Origin of the sequence: Pseudoalteromonas sp. SIMBA_162 (genome assembly GCF_046535955.1) — a bacterium.
GTDB lineage: Bacteria > Pseudomonadota > Gammaproteobacteria > Enterobacterales > Alteromonadaceae > Pseudoalteromonas > Pseudoalteromonas marina.
On the sequence record NZ_JAWJBQ010000014.1, the window covers coordinates 107,417 to 124,585 of the forward strand.

Sequence of the window (17,169 nt, forward strand, 5' to 3'; positions counted from 1 at the left end):
ATCATGAAACCAGGGGGGAAAATTATATTCACTAGCACAATAGTAAGCCTAAATATTGTGCTAGTAAGTTTATTAAGCATTTAGTAAGGTCAGAATATCGGCAATAACCGCCTTATTTTCAAGACTCTGTGACGAATCACTTTTCATATAATATAAATGATTTAATAATGTATCTATATCGCCTAACTTAGATTGTTCTGATATGGCTAAGCTTCTGATAATACGAAGCATATGGTTTTCACTTACAGGACCCGACTTCACTAATAATTCATACACCGATAAATCAGTATAACTAGTATTGTTCAGCAACACCTCTAATGCTGTATTTTTTATATTGAGACTTTGCGAATACTGGTAAAGGGTTTCAATTGAGGCTTGGTGTAAGTTTGCTAATTTAGCGTGTTCAGCATCGGCTAAAAATCTTAATAATTGGAGTTGTTCAATTTCACTTAAATATAAATTAAATACTGTATTTAACAGTTGCGCTTGCGCAGCTTTATCATCTAATGAAAATAATAATTGAATCGCAAAAGTGCGATTTTCGTCAATATGGTGGTATAGCAATTCGTCAATTACTGCTTTAATTTGTTCTGTAGTACCTTGCGCTAAAATTCTTTGCAAATAAATACGATGCTCACCATGCGGCAAATCAACTAATGTATTAAGTAACTGATAATAGATATCAGGTTGAGATTCTGCTAGTTGAGCAACTTTGTTTAGCATGGCTTCTGACGATGAAATAATATCGTCATTTGACATGGGGTGACCTAACCTTTCTATCCAGCTATGTATATCTTTAGTATGTCTGTTAATTCTGGGATTTTGTTTATGTGAAAGAGGCGAGGAAATAGTAAAGTCTTTTTCTACCAATTCCTCTTTTTTTGGAAAGGTGCTTTTTGAGTCATCATCACTCAGTCTCTTCAAATCATCTAGTGTATCATTTTCTGATTGCAGTATTTGCTGCACGAAGAGTAATGCAAATAAAGTTACACCGATCAAAAGTGTAACTTTACGTAATGTCATTATTAACACCAACAAGTCACCATTATTCGTTTACAGAACGAATATCAATATAACTATTATAAGTATTTCCGGTGATACTAATAGGTGCATTACCTTGCTTAGACAATGCAATCACTGTTTTATTACGTCTTTGCGAAGTTGAGCCATCAGCACTGAAATTATTATTTCTCATTTGATTTAAAGTACCACCAAGGTTCTCAAAAGTTACACCTCTATATTTACCGCCACCGCCTAACGCACTTTCTGAACCAGCAACTTTGCCGCCTAAGTTAATAATGGCGTTACCATTTACTTTTGAATTACGCGTATTTTCTAATAATATCCCTCTTACAGAGCGATTGATTTCGTTATTTTCAATTGTGATATTTGACGCTACACGCCCTGGCAAGTTTTGCTTAATGCTAAGCCCAACTGCAGTGTCTACAATCTCGTTACCGCGCATCACTATACCATCAGCACCACGCTTAGAGGATATACCGTCATATGCACGCTTAATAACATTATTTATTAAGTGGTACTCACTTCGCATATTCGCATTTTGGCCATTAGCAGACACATAAATACCCGCATCGCGAATACCGTAAAACTCACTGTTTCTAACTTCACCACGTTTTACGGAGCTCATAAATACACCACTGTCACCGCCCGCGTCCGAAAAAACCTTATCAGAGCCTAACGTTCCGCGCATGAGCACACCATCAACAAGTGCGTTATCTATTCGCTGCGGCCCATTTGTCCATGCACCTCTTATAGATAATGCATCACCTGTTTTCTGAACTCCTTGCCTAGAAGATGGTACAAGACTTTGAATTGGTACAACGGCTGAGTTATCAGATTTTGAAAATTCAAAATACCCTCCTTTCCAACTTACATTTGCGTTTCGCTTATTAGAATAACGGCATTGATCAGAAGCACTTTTCACTGCATCAATACTAAACATGTCACCATCAAGCCCTGTAGCCGAAGTAAAGGTAGCTCCTGATGCATTTACCGTTAAATCTTTTCTGAGAACGATCGTAATAGGTTTAGATATAGTAAAATCACCAGTGATTGTAACAGGAACACCGGTATTAGTGGCTCTTTGCAGCGCCTCAACAAGTTGTGAATAATTTCCGCTGGCGGGATTAAATGGCTTTTTACTGCAACTATTTTGCAAAGCTTGAGCTAAACCCGATGTTGCTGACAGCGCTAGAGCAATACTAAAAAGTCCAAAGAGTTTTATTTTTTTCATTTTATACCTTATATTATATGACTAAATATGATCAATAGTTAATGATATTGACTATACCGGACTGTTTTTGAATATTACAAAATTAACAAATATTTAACAAGAAAAATAATTCCCAAAATGGGGTCGATGTGAAAAGTGGTGTTTACAGTAAAATATAGATATAAAAATGTATTAGCTGGAGTTTTTCGCTTTCCAATAAAAGACTTTAAGAAAGCATATATTGTAAAAAGCAATTTGATATAGTGAATAATGTATTCATTGTAGGGTTTTCACATAGGCGAACATTTATTGATTTAATAAGCTTCAGTTACAAAAAATAATATGTCTTATCTATGCTTGGTCTAATACACCATATTTAATAAAAATATGGTGTCATTAAAGCGTTTTGTTTCCACATAACTGCTAGGACTCCTAATAAATAGGTTTTCCTGTAGTTCAGAACAACTATTAATATGAAACCAAAGATTGCGGACCCAAATCATTTATTGACTTTGCGCCAGTCAAAGTCATCGCTACTCTCATCTCTTTTTCATACAGGTCTAGCAAATGCTCAACGCCTTTTTGGCCATTCGTTGCTAAGGCGTATATATAAGAGCGGCCTAGCATTGCTGAATCAGCGCCTAAAGCCAGCATTCTGACTACATCAAGTCCATTTCTGATACCTGAGTCTACGAGAATTTTAATATCTCCTTTGACCGCATCAGCAATCTTAGGTAATGCTCTTACTGACGACATAACTCCATCTAATTGCCTACCACCATGATTAGAGACTACAATACCATCAGCACCGAATCGGACGGCATCTCTCGCGTCTTCTTCATCTAAAATACCCTTAATGATCATTGGACCATCCCAAAAATCTCTTATCCATTCAAGATCTTTCCAGCTAATCGATGGGTCAAAGTTGTTACCAAGCCAACCAATATAATCGACTAAAGACGTTTTTTCGTTACGATATGCAGAAATATTTCCAAGATCGTGAGGTTTACCCATTAAACCCACATCCATAGCCCAGCGAGGATGTGTCATAGCTTGTAATATTCGTTTCGACGCTGCGAATGGGCCACTCATGCCAGAATGCATATCTCGGTATCGCGCACCTGGTACAGGCATATCTACTGTGAATACAAGGGTTTTCACGCCAGAAGCCTTTGCTCTTTCTAGCGCATTTTTCATAAAGCCTCGGTCTTTCAACACATACAACTGAAACCACATTGCGCGGTCAATGTTAGGAGTAACTTCTTCTATTGGACACACTGACACTGTAGACATTGTAAAAGGGATACCTTTGTTTTCAGCAGCCTTAGCAGCTTGTACTTCCCCACGCCGTGCATACATGCCGGTTAAGCCTACAGGCGCCAAAATTAAAGGTAGGTTTAACTTCTCCCCAAATAGCTCTGCACTTAAATCTAAGTCAGACATATCTTTTAAAACACGCTGCCTTAAGGCTACATCAGATAAATCTTGTACATTTCTATTTAGAGTATGTTCTTTGTATGAGCCTCCATCAATATAATGAAATAGAAAAGGAGGTAGTTTAGCTTTAGCAGCTTTGCGGTAATCTGTAGAGGCTGAAATAATCATTTTGTTTCCAATAAAACATGTAATCAGATGGACTTACTTCAATATACTTGAGTTGCAATTAGTTGTATATCAGCAATAATAAAAAACACTGTTTCTTAAATCACCCTAATAATTCAGTGATCTGTTTAATTCATGAGGAACTTTGGTTGATATCATCAGACTGAATAGAAGTGAGTTGAGTAAAGATATGTAAATTAAATAGCGATAAAAGCTGAAAAGTGTATTTTCATTATTAAGTACAACCGTTTGAGGTCATTATGTCAATTCAAGCTACTATAGCGATAAATCGTTTTGGTTTGGGAGCTAAACCCTCAGAACTCACTACCGCTAATAAAGATCCTAAACAATGGCTTATTAACCAATTGCATTTAAAGCAAGCCATTCACTTTGACCCAAATTTAGCTCACTCAAATGAGATTATGCAGAAGTTGGCTGAACTACGTGAACAAAAGAAATCTGATAAAAATAATCTCAAAAGTAATAAATCCTCTCAGACACCACAAACTAAAGCACCAAAAGTAAGTTATCACCGACAAACTTACCTGCAATTAAGCATTGATACACTTGAACATGCAATTAGCTCTGAGCATAGTTTAAATTGGCGACTGTTAGACTTTTTCTCTAATCATTTTAGTGTTAGTGGTGCAGGTCCTGTGATGACCGCATTAGCGCCAACACTAGAGCGCGAAGCCATTGCCCCTAACTTATTGGGCCGATTTGATGATTTACTCATTAGTGTTATACAACACCCTGCAATGTTAATTTATTTAAATAACGAAAAATCATTTGGGCCTAATTCAAAGGTTGCTAAAAAGAATGGCCGAGGTTTAAACGAAAACTTAGCCCGTGAAATTTTAGAGCTGCATACATTAGGTGTCGACAGTGGTTACAGCCAAAAAGATGTAATTGAATTAGCAAAAGGAATTACTGGTTGGAGCGTAGCTAACCCACTTAAAGATAAAGAGCAGGGCTTTAAATATCGTCGTTCAGGACATGAACCTGGAGTACGTACTCTATTAAATAAAACGTATTCACAAAAAGATAGTGAGCAAGGCAAAAGTATGCTCCGCGATTTAGCTGTACACCCAGCAACAGCCAAGCATATTAGCTATAAACTAGCCCATCACTTTATTAGTGATAATCCTCCAGTAAGCCTAGTAAATAAAATGGCTGAGTGTTGGCTGGCTACAAATGGTAATCTCAAAGAAGTCATGACTACGCTGATCAATGCTGATGAAGCATGGCACGCAGAGCAGCTAAAATTTAAAACCCCTCGTGAATTTGTAATTTCATCGCTTAGAGCGCTGGATTTGAAAACCAATAATCGACAACTATATTCATCGCTGGTAACTCTTGGTCAGCAACCATTTAAAGCAGGATCTCCGGCAGGTTACAGTGATAAAGAAGATGACTGGAATGGCGCTAGTGCTTTAATTTCAAGGGTTAACTGGGCATCCACAGTTGCAGCTAGAGCCAAAAAAGTACAGATTGTAGCCATCATAAAAAATAGTTTTTCAGAGTCTATTAGCCAATTGAGCTATCAAACCATATCTAGAGCAGAAAGTCGCAAGCAAGCGCTGACATTGTTTTTAATGAGCCCAGAGTTTTTAAGGAGATAATGATGGAACGTAGAGACTTTATTAAAGCGTTAGGCGCAAGTTTAGTGGTGTTTCAAACCCCTTTATTAGCAATGAGCTTGGAAGCGAATCAGCCAGCTAGTGCGCAACCAGCAAAACTTGTATGGGTTGTATTGCGTGGAGCTATGGACTCACTGGGTACTGTAGTTCCTGCATTTGACGCAAACCTATTAAAGCAACGGCCAAAACTCGCAAGCAGTATCAAAGAACAACTATTACCGTTGGATAAGGGGTATGGTTTTCACCCAGCACTAGCAAACCTTCATCAATGGTATAAAGATAAGCAGCTTTTACCTGTTGTTGCTGTTTCATCTGGCTATAAAGAACGCTCTCATTTTGATGGGCAAGATTATTTGGAAAGTGGTTTAGCTAGTATTGATCATGACTCTGGCTGGCTAGCAAGGGCTATATCTCAAAGGAATGTTAATGCCATTGCCCTTGCACGCTCAACCCCTATTAGCTTACGTAATACACCACAAGCAAATACTTGGTATCCGAGTAGATTGAAAGATGCTGATAGTGATGTGTATCAAGCATTATCAGCTATGTATGCTAATGATAAATTGTTACTTGAACGTTTAAACCAAGGTCTCGCATTACAAGGGCTCACGCAACAAGAATCAAGCAAAAGCACCGGTAAATTTGTTGATTTAAGTAAAGCATGTGCCAAGTTAATGATTGACCCAAAAAGTAACGTTGACTGCGCAATGCTAGAGCTTGGCGGGTGGGACACACATAGCAATCAAAATAACCGCTTAGCAAGGCAACTAGAAGAACTTGATAACGGCTTGCACGCGCTTAAACAGGGGCTTGGGACGCAATGGCAAAATACGGTTGTTATAGTAGCCACTGAGTTTGGTCGAACGGTTAAAGAAAATGGTACCCTAGGTACAGATCACGGCACCGCAAGTGCCATGTTTATCGCTGGTGGAAAAGTAAAAGGTGGACAAATTGCTGGCCAGTGGCCCGGCCTTGCTGATGAACAGCTTTTTGAAAAACGGGATTTAATGCCTACTTCAAATACGTTTTCGTGGATTGCTAAGACCCTCAATGAACACTGGAAATTAACACCTCAACAACTAGCACATGTATTCCCCTCAGTCACCATTGCAAGTGCCTCTGTGATCCGAGTTTAAGTCAACATTTTTGCGCCATAACAGACGTAGTCTCTGGTTAGAATCAGACAGAGGAATAAATCCCAAAAACAATAAAAGCCTCAAATGAGGCTTTTATTGTATAATAATTTATCTGTGGCTAACAGCTATCGGTAGGTTTAACTATCTCTGCAACCACACGTTTGCGGAAAACCTATTGGATTACTTTGCGTTTTTTCAATGGATACCATTGCTCGATTTTTTTCGCTAGCTTCGCGGCAATCTCTGGGTATTCATCAATCAAATTATGTTGCTCATGCTCATCTGTCGCAAGGTGAAACAACTGCGGGCTAGTTAATGTGGTATGGCGTTTACGGTATTGATCTGTTTTTCCGTCGTAGCTTAATATTAACTTCCAATCGCCATCAATAACCCACCGATACATTAGTGAACCTTCAGGGTCATCTAAATCAGCAATATCATGTGCAAAACCCTCTCCAAAAATAGCTTCGCGATCAATAGGGGTTTCCGAGAGCATATTATCCATCAGATTCAAACCAGGCATATCTTTTGGAATAGGTACGCCTACCGCCCCAAGTAATGTAGGAACGATATCAATGCTACTTATTAAGTCATGTCGTAATTGCGGCTTAAGCTTATCGGGCCATGAAAAGATAATAGGTGTTCGAACTCCTGCCTCACTGGGGCTTTGTTTTGAGCGTGGTAAAAAGCTGTTTAATCTATCAGGATTTGATATCCAGCCATTATCTGAGACGTAAACAATAATAGTATTATTTTTAACCCCTTTTTCTTCCAGGTGATTGAGTAGTGTTGCATTTGTTTCATCAAACCACTCTATCATTGCATAGTATTTTTTTACTGACTCGGGCAAGTCTAACGACTTGTATTTTTTATAAATCCTATCAACAGGATTATGAGGTGAGTGCGGCATGTAGGGTGCGTACCATACCAAGAAGGGTTTTTTGTCTTTAACCGCTCTATCTATGAATGAGGTCACAGGCTCCATACCTTCACGGCCAATTTTAAGCCCATCATCACCATGACGACCGCCTTTTTTAGGAAAACCACGAGTCATCCCCTCATCAAAACCGCCTCGCTTATAACTTCCTTCCCACCATTTACCGGATTGAAAAGAGACATACCCTTTTGGTTTTAGAAGCTGAGGTAATGTATCAACATTGTCAATTTTAGAAATTAGCTTTTCACGTTGTGTATTATGCTCAGCGGATCCTTTTTTACCATACACATCGAAGGCAGGTGTGTTACCTGTGATACCAATGGTTGACGCGTAATATCCGGTGGCTATTGTAGCCAAAGAAGGTCTGCATAATGCAGTCGGTACATATCCAGCCTTAAATGTCAGACCATCCCGGGCTAATTTATCGAGTGTAGGCGTTTTGACAACAGGGTGTCCCATAAATCCATAATCATACCAAGCATGATCGTCTGATAGGATCAGCACAATATTAGGGGGGGATTCATCTGCGTAGGCAGGGCTTATAACAAACGACAAAAACAAAGTATAAAATAAGACTTTGAAATGACTTTTTATATTATCCATAATCAAGCTCTATATTGTGTTAAGTGGGATGAAGTTCAGTGTGTGGAAAAGCTTGAATATACCGAAGATACTCAAGCTCTTTTTTGCAATCAGTATCTATTGATACAATTAAGCTCTTCGAAAGTTAGACGCAGCCTTTGAGCCATTGATAGCTCTATTTGGCGCAGCCATACTCGAGGGTCATAGTATTTTTTATTTGGTGAATCAGGACCATTTGGAGAGCCAATCTGAGTTTGTAAATTATCGCTGTTGTTTTGGTAATACTTATGTACACCTTGCCAGCATGCCCATTGAGTATCGGTATCTATATTCATTTTTATGACGCCGTAACTGATGGCTTCTTTGATTTCTGCTGCTGTAGACCCTGAGCCACCATGAAAAACAAAGTTTAAGCTATTATGTTCAAGTTCATACTTATCTTGAACATATGCCTGTGAATTTTTAAGAATAAGAGGTGTTAATTTTACATTTCCTGGCTTATATACCCCGTGCACATTCCCAAACGATGCGGCAATCGTAAACGCATCACTAACTTCGCTTAACTGCTCGTATGCATAAGCTACATCTTCAGGTTGTGTATATAGTAGCGAGCTATCAATACCAGAGTTATCAACGCCATCTTCTTCACCACCAGTGCAACCAAGCTCTATTTCAATACCCATATCGAGCTTAATCATTTTTGCTAAATACTCTTTACACGTTGCCGTATTTTCTTCCAAGCTTTCTTCAGATAAATCGAGCATATGCGAGCTAAATAACGGTTTGCCTGTGGCGTTATAGTACGACTGACCTTCTTCTAATAAGCCATCAATCCACGGAAGGAGCTTTTTAGCAGCATGGTCGGTATGCAAAATTACAGGAACGCCATAAATATTTGCTGCGGCATGCACATAATGGGCAGCAGCAACTGCCCCTGCAATAGATGCTTCATGCCCAGATAGTCCAGCCCCTTTACCTATAAAAAATGCTGAACCACTGTAGGAAAGCTGAATAATAATGGGAGAGTTACATTCTTTAGCTGATTCAAGTGCTGCATTTATCGAGTTAGTGCTAACAACATTAACTGCAGGGTATGCAAAGCTATTCTTTCTAGCATAATCGAATAACACCTTCATTTGGCTTGCATTAACAACACCAGCAGGTATTAGGTCACGTAAATCAGTCATTAAAACTCCTATTTATTAACTTCACTATTTGTTTTTAGGCCGTAAAAAAGCTACTCAGAACATAATATGTATAATCTGAGTAGCTTGGTTATCTTTTATGAATTGGATGCTTATTATTTAGAAACAGCCAACTCTTTATCTATTTCATCTGACGATTGTAACGCTTCACCTATTTTCACTTTTTGTAAATATGCATAGGTTGCAGTTACAAAATAAATAAGTGTAGGTAACAATAACCATGATCTCACAAGCTCAATATCTTCTGTAAGATAAGAAACCACGCCTAGAATCGCACACAAAATCAACGATAAATAAGACACGATAGACGCTGTACGAATCATGGCAGGCAAAGATTCTTTTTGTTGCGTTCCTTTATTACTTTCAAAATCCTGCAAATAGGCAAATTCAATCGCTTTGCGTTGAGCTTCTGCTTTTTCTGCTACTTGTTGTTCTGGATAAATTTTCTTAGCCCCCATTGCATAAGCTAACCCGCAATACAGCAAAGTCGCAAAAATCCAAATCGGAATTAAGATGAAGAAAAGGTGCAAAGTACCTGATGTTTCAAGTATGTAACTCACCGCTAAAGAACTTAACCACGTGATAATGGCCGCATAATTAGTAGTGTTGCCTTTATATTTCGACCAATAGCGTGTAAATCCTATGCGAGGGAACAACCAATGCTCGGCCACAATAACAGCACCTACAGGGGCCATCATTAGGCCCATTATTCCAACAAATCCCAACAGTTGAGAAAATACAAACGGGAAACACGCAATAATCGTAGTAACAATACCCACAACAACGGTCACTTTCGTGCGGCCCCATTTATGATTAACTGAACTAAACGCAAGACCTGCACGATAAATAGTAGGGTTTGAGGTGGTCCAACCTGCAATAATTACAGCAATAATTCCGCAAGTTCCTAACGCTTGAAACGCCACTGAACCGGGGTCTAGCGCCACAATAGTAGTATTAAGTAAAATAGCCGCACCGGCCCCCATTATACCGGCACAAACCCACGCTAAGTAGTGACCAATAAACATACCTAATGCCGAAAAATAGCCATAGCGAGAATAACGAGCAAAACGTAACAAGGTCATATCCCCCATCCCGCCATGCATTGCTAAGTTAGCAACCCAAGCAAAAGCGGCTACATGCCAAAAACCTATCCCGCTATCTGTATCAACCCAAATTGACTCACTAGCTATATATAAAAAATCACCAAAACTACTTATAGAGTTAACACCTTGTGTGGCAGTAACTATTGTTGGCAGTAATACAAACGCGCCCACAACAAACATTAAAATCATCCACGGTGCACAAATTTCTGCAAATGCGGCTAGTTTTTTAAACCCCTTAACAGCCATAAATACAACAACAGCACCAACTCCTAAAGCTACTAATACAAATCTAAAGTCAGTAGGGTACCAGTCAACCTGTGGTGGTATATCAAAAAGAACACGGACAGCTGATGCTGAAACTGTAATCATTGCACCAGCAAGTACACAAAATAATATGCCATTTATTACACTGTAGAGTTTTATAGTGCCCGGCCCTGCTATTTTTTCAAGGTAAGCGTAGAGAGTTAATCGGGTATCGGTGGCTATTGGCGCGGTGATCAAACCCCAAGTTAAAACGGCTAATAGATTACCCAGTAGTAAACCTAATAATATATCACTGGCCCCTACTCCCCATGATACAAATAACGCACCTATTACAAATTCAGTTCCAGCTACGTGCTCACCAGCATAACTGCCTGCAAACGTATTGGCTGATTGTAATTTATTGGGGGAAACGGGTTGTGTTTCAAATTCTTCTGCTGTCGACATGCTGCCTCCATTGCGCCAATTTTTGTTCTTATTATGACAAATGAATCGACGTTTTTTATTCTTATGTGTGTATGTGTGTATTAACCAATAATCATGCAGAGGCGATTAAATACCTCTGCATGTTTATTTTTTCCGATTAAAGTACCGCTTTAAACGATACCTGAACCGTTTCCGCCGCTTGATGGACGCTTAACAGCTACTGCTGAACGATAGTTAGCTTTACGATATGTAGCAATTGGGTCAATTGCGCCACCCTTACGTAAACGAGCCATCGCTAAGATAGGGCTAACATCTGTATTAAATGCATTTTTCAGTGTATTACTAGCCATCAATGCATCATTATCTTGCTGGTATTGCGATAACTTTTCACGATCAACTAACAAAGCTGATACAAAAGAGCGCTGAACACTTGCTGCAGAGTTCATTAGGCTTTCAATCGGATCGGTTACGTTATGTGATTGATCTAACATGTAGTTAGGGTTAAAACCCTCTTGATTACGGTATTGCGCATCAACTAACTCATTAAAAATTAAGAACTGCTGATAAGGGTGTAGGCTACCACTATCAAGGTCATCATCACCGTATTTACTATCATTGAAATGGAAACCGCCCAATTTTTTAAATTGAATTAATCGAGATACAATCATTTCAATATTCACGTTTGGCGCATGGTGCCCTAAATCAACTAATGACTTAGCTTGAGGACCAAGCTCCATAGCCGCAAGGATATTACTGCCCCAGTCCTGAATTATGGTTGAGTAAAATGCAGGTTCGAACATTTTGTGCTCAATATGAAGTTCCCAATCACTTGGAAGACCAGCATAAATTGTTTTCATGCTTTCTAAATAACGCTCAAAAGCACTTTGGAAATGTTGTTGACCTGGATGGTTAGAGCCGTCGCCAACCCAAACCGTTAATGTTTTAGAACCCAGCGCTTTACCCCATTCAATACAATCAAGGTTATGTGCAATTGCAAGGTCGCGTGATTCAGCACTTGTATTACTTAAAGAACCGTATTTAAAGCTGTGCTCTTGGCCTGGTTGATCTTGGAATGTATTTGAGTTGATCGAATCCCAGCTTAAGTCTAACTCATCTGAGAATTGTTTTAACTCAGTAAAATCATCTACTTTATCCCAAGGAAAATGAGGCGAAACACGCTCTGTACACTGAGATAAATCATTAATAACCGCGCTATCTTCTAATTTTTCCCAGATATTACGAGGCTCGCCTTCACCAGGAAAACGCGCAAATCGAGTACCACCGGTACCAGTACCCCATGATGGCACTGCAATTTGGAAAGCTTGTGCTTTCTCGGTTATCTCTTCAATGTTGATATTATTGCGAGCAAGCTTGTTACCTAATGCTTGGTAATCTTCATTTAAGTCGCTTAATAACTGGGCATTTTCATCAGATATTATTGATTTATCAATACGTTGTGTCATAACTTATTCCTAATTCTTATTTTGTGTATTTTATCAGTCTATAAATGAGCGCTTTTAAAAAGCGCTCTAAAAAGTGCAGCCCTAGCGTAAGAATGCTTCGTGCAGACCGCCATCAACGCTAATAATCTGACCCGTTGTTTTACTTAATTGGCCAGAAACTAAAAGATAAGCAGCTTCAGCTTGATCTTCTGGAGTAATAGGTTGTTTAGTGAGTGTTCTTTGTGCATAAAAATTAGCCAGCTTGTCACGCAAAACATCATCTGAATCTTGCTCAGTGAACTCAACGCTATATTTAGTTAAGGATGCTATTACACGGTCGCGTGGGAACATAGTACTACCCTTAACTACCGTCGCAGGGGCTAACCCATTCACGTTAACGAGTGGAGATAATTCAACTGCTAACTCACGAACTAAATGGTTTGCTGCCGCTTTTGATGTGTCATATGCAATTGAGCCTTTTTTAGACACTGCCGCATTAACACTTGTAGTTAATACCAATGCACCTTTTAAACCTTGAGCTTTCCAAATTTCATTCGCCTCAGTGCCTACTATGTAACCACCCTTAACGTTAACAGCAAAACTTACATCAAATTGTTGATCGTTATTCATACCAGCCTGACCAGGCGCTAAAAACACACCAGCTGTTACAATTACTTTATCGATACCGCCATAAGCCAATGTGACGTTTTTAAGCATCTCTTGAACGCTTTCTCGTTTCGTTATATCAACACCTTGAGCAATAGCTGGGCCACAACTTGAGATACCCGAACCAGCAACACCAATACCTTGGCCATAAATAGCTGTTAATTCATCCGCTGTTTTTTGTGCGGCTTCAACGCGTAGGTCAGCACAAACAACATGAGCCCCCTCTTTAGCAACTCTGAATGCTGTCTCTTTACCAATACCGTCACCAGCGCCAACTACTACTACAATATCACGCGCAAGCGGTGCTTCTTTTGGCATGCGTTGTAATTTAGCCTCTTCCAGTGCCCAATACTCAATATCGAACGCTTCCTGTTGCGGAAGTGCTGTGTACTCACTGATAGCTTCAGCGCCGCGCATAACTTCAATTGCACAATTATAAAACTCTGTAGTAACACGTGACTCTGATTTATTTTTACCCCAGCCAATAATACCTACACCCGGTATTAAAATAACTGTCGGGCTTGGATCACGCATTGCAGGCGAATCATCTCGCTTACAGTTGTTGTAGTACTCAGTATAATCAACTCGGTATTGCTCAATACCTGCATTTAACTTCTCTACTAATGCGTCAAAATCATCTGTTTGCGGATTAAAATCAACATATAGCGGTTGAATTTTTGTGCGTAAAAAGTGATCTGGGCACGAAGTACCTAATTTTGCCAAACGAGGTGCATCTACGCTGTTAACAAAACGAAGCGCCGTTTCGTCTGTTTGAACCGTTGCAATAAATTTAACTTTATTAGAAAGCAAGCCACGGGCTACAGGTAAAAACTTAGCTAATAGCTCAGTACGGGCCTCATGCGAAAGACTTTCTACTTTAGCTCCTCCAAAAGTTTGCTCGCCTTTGTCATGCTCTTCTATATAACGAGCAGCGGTTTCAATAACCCATAAAGACGTTTCGTAACAACTCTTGCTCTCACTATCCCAGTTGGTATGGCCATGTTGACCTAATAGGATACCGACACTGTCTGGTTTTGCAGCGTAAGCATCTTCACATACCTTAGCAGCCTCCCACCCTGGTCGCATCCAAGGAACGTAAGCCATTTTTCCACCCCAAATAACCTCAGTTAATTCTTTTTGGTCTTTACAAGATGCAACTGCGATGACTGCATTAGGATGTAAATGATCAACGTGTTTTTCATCAATCATTGAGTGTAAGGGTGTATCAATAGAAGATGCGCGTGGATTTAGGCAAAAGTTACAATGCTTATACATGCCAATCATGGCATCTTCACCCGCAGACTTGTAACCTTTATCGTCGCGTGCTTGGTATGTATCGTCCAGCGCTTGCAGCTTACCTTGATACAACGAAGAAAAGTTTTCTTTTTTAGATGTTCTTAAATCACCACCGGACCCTTTAACCCAAAGCACTTCTACCTGCTCACCTGTTAGAGGATCAGTTTCAATTAATTTTGCAGAAGTGTTACCGCCACCCGTATTTGTAATACGCTGATCTGCGCCCAAAATGTTTGAACGATAAACCAAGTTTTCAATCGGTGACAACTCATCTGCAACAGAGTCATCCCAGCTATAATTTACATGTTTATATTCGTCTAGTTTGCGTGGCATCTTCTGCTTACTCCAGCTGTTAATTATTTTTTAATAACTTTTAAATACATTGCGCGTAATACTACAGCCACAACAAACACAGTCAAGCATTTTAAATCATTTTCAATCACCTTGTTATCAATAAGAGTCAGAACCCACCTTGGTTTTTTGAATGAAACTTGCTTTTATGGAGGAATAAAACGACATTTATTTTTGTAAGCGGATAAAAATATGAATAATTTTTAGGTTATTACCTAAAAAGGTCGCCTTTTACACATATTAGAGTAGGCATTTAAAGTTCGAAATATAAGAGGAGCAATGTTATTCCTCTGCCGTCTCCGTGGGAAATGAAGATAAATCAAAAAATAAAAATATTTTATAAAAAATTAGTTAGCACTTGTAACTACTAATTTTCACCCTTTGCGTAAGCAGAGGTATATGAGAACTAATTTGTATATCCCTTGTGGTTGGTAGGTATGTATTTTTGCATGCCTATCAACTCATTGAACCAACCCCCTCTAAATTACTCTCTCCTATTCAGTCGTATTTAATAGTTTTAAAAACTCATTTTTATATAAACCTTTATCTTTTTATCTTGTGACAGTCTAATTAATGCTTTCAACAAAAAAGCGCCCTAGAATTAGGCGCTTTGCGTTTAGGACAAATAAACAAGGGTTATACAAATTTAATAAGGAGATGCTTAAGCATGACCTTCATACTTGGGGTGTCACTTTTTCGATAATATTCGTAGTTATAGATACCTGCTATCATTTTAGTACAAAAAAAACTTAGAGCGATAAACCAAGTGAAGTTTTCAGTGGATTGGAACTGTAAACACAATATAGCTGCCCCAAAAAGTGCAATGCACGAGTAAACAATCTCTATTTGATAACCACGAATAGCTTTTAAAAATTTGGACATCAAAAACTATCATCAAAACAGTCATCATTGTTTGAATCACTTATCGACTCTTCAATCTCATAAACAGTCATGACCCTATCAGGTTGGCCCACCACATTGCCACCAACATCAACCATATTAGCGCTCGCATTTGTGATAGGTAATCCTGTTGTTGGGTTAATAGCGATATCAGTAACGTCATTGTTTTTCATTTTTCAAACCTTATTAATCATTAATTTCTGCTATCAAATTTAATGATTTCGTGATAAAAAACAAACTTGTTTGACTGCGCAGCTCAGCAACAAACAGTTTGAATAAGTAGTAATCTCTCCCCCTTAATTAAGCTAATTTTTATTAAGCAAAAAAAACCTTTTTCTTTTCTAAAAAATTCATTAGTAAGTTTAATTTGGAGGCGGCTTTTGTCTGCAAGACAGGTTTTTTAAAACGCATTTTTCGGCACGAAAAACTGCAAAATAGCGCCTCAGAATGAGGCCAACAAGCGCGTAATGTGGTGTAGGCGAAGCCGTAGACACATGGAGAAAGCGCGAATGTACAGCTGGTCTGTACTGACCGCGATAGTGTTTCGCATCAGCGAAATTCGATTAAAATTTGGCACAAATTGTATCGAACCACCTATTTTCGGAGAAAATAACAGCAGATGAAAAAGGCGAGTAGTGAGGAACTCACAGCCTTGTCAGGCGCGGCAGTATGGCGGTCAGTACAGAGCGTAGCTCGGTGCATTCGCGCGGGGCCTACAACGCTAGCGCGATAGCGCGTCGAGTCAGCTCGTTGCGGAGCAACACCAGAGCTGGCGGGCGTTTTGGGCCCAATGGTTGAGTAGCGCAGCGACGAGGCCATCCGCTGAAAGCGGCTTTGTTGCGATAATTATCGCGACAATGATTCCGTGCATGCTGTCAAAGCATCTCGGAATGAAAAACGGCAATATAATTATAAAAAGATGATAATTTTTATGTTGCGGTACTAGTTAATTTTAATAATTAACTTACCAAAAGGATTTTGTGAATTGACGTCGCAACAAACAAAATATTTAGAAACGAACAACACTCTTCATACTCACTACCCTCGCTATTTTGATATTGATATGCGGTATTATCCAGGCGCAAATAACCACCAAAAAGGGGTTAACAGAACCAAGGTCTCGGTGCTTATTGCAATTCGGTTTTCTATTATTACCCCAGGCATTGTTCGTTGGTTATATGGCATCAATCATCGGTTGGCATTAGAGCATTTAAACCGGCTAGAAAAAGATGGGCTATTGCGTGTGGTAAAAACACACCGCAGTCCAGATGGTCGTGTCTACGTGCCTACCTACACTGCAGCCAAATTTGCAGAGGAGTTAATGGGCATCGATATACATTTTAGAGCGAATAGAAACCCTGCTCTGCAGTTCAATCAAAACAATGTAAT

General features: G+C 39.2%; 11 protein-coding genes and 1 pseudogene. 3 read left to right on the forward strand and 9 right to left on the reverse strand.

All coding sequences use genetic code 11. The features are described from left to right. Positions 1–72: 72 nt before the first annotated feature. The 3 genes from R0J88_RS11785 to lldD all read right to left on the reverse strand — a co-directional run bounded on the left by R0J88_RS11785 (position 73) and on the right by lldD (position 3,838). Positions 73–999 carry a hypothetical protein gene (locus R0J88_RS11785; RefSeq protein ID WP_410900009.1) on the reverse strand — a complete coding sequence of 309 codons (927 nt, stop codon included), beginning with the start codon at positions 997–999 and terminating at the stop codon, positions 73–75. Between the two features lie 46 nt (positions 1,000–1,045). Further along, positions 1,046–2,254: a right-handed parallel beta-helix repeat-containing protein gene (locus tag R0J88_RS11790; RefSeq protein ID WP_410900010.1), complete on the reverse strand. Its 1,209-nt coding sequence runs from the start codon at positions 2,252–2,254 to the stop codon at positions 1,046–1,048. A gap of 447 nt (positions 2,255–2,701) precedes the next feature. Further along, entirely contained in the window at positions 2,702–3,838 is a 1,137-nt protein-coding gene (gene lldD, locus R0J88_RS11795) for an FMN-dependent L-lactate dehydrogenase LldD (protein WP_182769316.1), read from the reverse strand. 257 nt (positions 3,839–4,095) lie between these two features. Between lldD and R0J88_RS11800 the strand changes: the two genes are divergently transcribed. Next, on the forward strand, positions 4,096–5,457 hold the full coding sequence (locus R0J88_RS11800) for a DUF1800 family protein (RefSeq protein ID WP_410900011.1): 1,362 nt from the start codon (positions 4,096–4,098) through the stop codon (positions 5,455–5,457). Continuing rightward, complete coding sequence (locus R0J88_RS11805) at positions 5,457–6,611, forward strand: DUF1501 domain-containing protein (RefSeq protein WP_410900012.1); 1,155 nt, start codon at positions 5,457–5,459, stop codon at positions 6,609–6,611. The genes R0J88_RS11800 and R0J88_RS11805 overlap by 1 nt, the downstream gene beginning before the upstream one ends. Positions 6,612–6,783: 172 nt before the next feature. On the opposite strand, the gene R0J88_RS11810 is transcribed toward R0J88_RS11805, so the two are convergent. The 6 genes from R0J88_RS11810 to R0J88_RS11835 form a co-directional block, all read right to left on the reverse strand. After that, positions 6,784–8,151 carry a sulfatase gene (locus R0J88_RS11810; RefSeq protein WP_410900013.1) on the reverse strand — a complete coding sequence of 456 codons (1,368 nt, stop codon included), beginning with the start codon at positions 8,149–8,151 and terminating at the stop codon, positions 6,784–6,786. A gap of 89 nt (positions 8,152–8,240) precedes the next feature. Next, positions 8,241–9,317 carry a class II fructose-bisphosphate aldolase gene (gene fbaA, locus R0J88_RS11815; RefSeq protein WP_410900014.1) on the reverse strand — a complete coding sequence of 359 codons (1,077 nt, stop codon included), beginning with the start codon at positions 9,315–9,317 and terminating at the stop codon, positions 8,241–8,243. A gap of 113 nt (positions 9,318–9,430) precedes the next feature. Next, entirely contained in the window at positions 9,431–11,146 is a 1,716-nt protein-coding gene (locus tag R0J88_RS11820; RefSeq protein WP_410900015.1) for a nucleoside transporter, read from the reverse strand. A 149-nt stretch (positions 11,147–11,295) separates the two neighbouring features. Next, positions 11,296–12,588 carry an L-rhamnose catabolism isomerase gene (rhaI, locus tag R0J88_RS11825; RefSeq protein WP_410900016.1) on the reverse strand — a complete coding sequence of 431 codons (1,293 nt, stop codon included), beginning with the start codon at positions 12,586–12,588 and terminating at the stop codon, positions 11,296–11,298. Between the two features lie 81 nt (positions 12,589–12,669). Beyond that, positions 12,670–14,862, reverse strand: a complete 2,193-nt coding sequence (locus R0J88_RS11830; RefSeq protein ID WP_410900017.1) for a bifunctional rhamnulose-1-phosphate aldolase/short-chain dehydrogenase — start codon at positions 14,860–14,862, stop codon at positions 12,670–12,672. Between the two features lie 899 nt (positions 14,863–15,761). After that, complete coding sequence (locus R0J88_RS11835; protein ID WP_410900018.1) at positions 15,762–15,953, reverse strand: hypothetical protein; 192 nt, start codon at positions 15,951–15,953, stop codon at positions 15,762–15,764. A gap of 812 nt (positions 15,954–16,765) precedes the next feature. On the opposite strand from R0J88_RS11835, the pseudogene R0J88_RS11840 reads away from it, so the two are divergent. Beyond that, a pseudogene (locus R0J88_RS11840) lies at positions 16,766–17,169 on the forward strand (hypothetical protein); the annotation flags it as partial.

Coding starts and splice junctions, on each gene's coding strand:
- lldD (WP_182769316.1), bottom strand. CDS start 3,838: ATGATTATTTCAGCCTCTACAGATTACCGCAAAGCTGCTAAAGCTAAA.
- fbaA (WP_410900014.1), bottom strand. CDS start 9,317: ATGACTGATTTACGTGACCTAATACCTGCTGGTGTTGTTAATGCAAGC.
- R0J88_RS11830 (WP_410900017.1), bottom strand. CDS start 14,862: ATGCCACGCAAACTAGACGAATATAAACATGTAAATTATAGCTGGGAT.
- R0J88_RS11790 (WP_410900010.1), bottom strand. CDS start 2,254: ATGAAAAAAATAAAACTCTTTGGACTTTTTAGTATTGCTCTAGCGCTG.
- R0J88_RS11810 (WP_410900013.1), bottom strand. CDS start 8,151: ATGGATAATATAAAAAGTCATTTCAAAGTCTTATTTTATACTTTGTTT.
- R0J88_RS11820 (WP_410900015.1), bottom strand. CDS start 11,146: ATGTCGACAGCAGAAGAATTTGAAACACAACCCGTTTCCCCCAATAAA.
- rhaI (WP_410900016.1), bottom strand. CDS start 12,588: ATGACACAACGTATTGATAAATCAATAATATCTGATGAAAATGCCCAG.
- R0J88_RS11800 (WP_410900011.1), top strand. CDS start 4,096: ATGTCAATTCAAGCTACTATAGCGATAAATCGTTTTGGTTTGGGAGCT.
- R0J88_RS11805 (WP_410900012.1), top strand. CDS start 5,457: ATGATGGAACGTAGAGACTTTATTAAAGCGTTAGGCGCAAGTTTAGTG.
- R0J88_RS11835 (WP_410900018.1), bottom strand. CDS start 15,953: ATGAAAAACAATGACGTTACTGATATCGCTATTAACCCAACAACAGGA.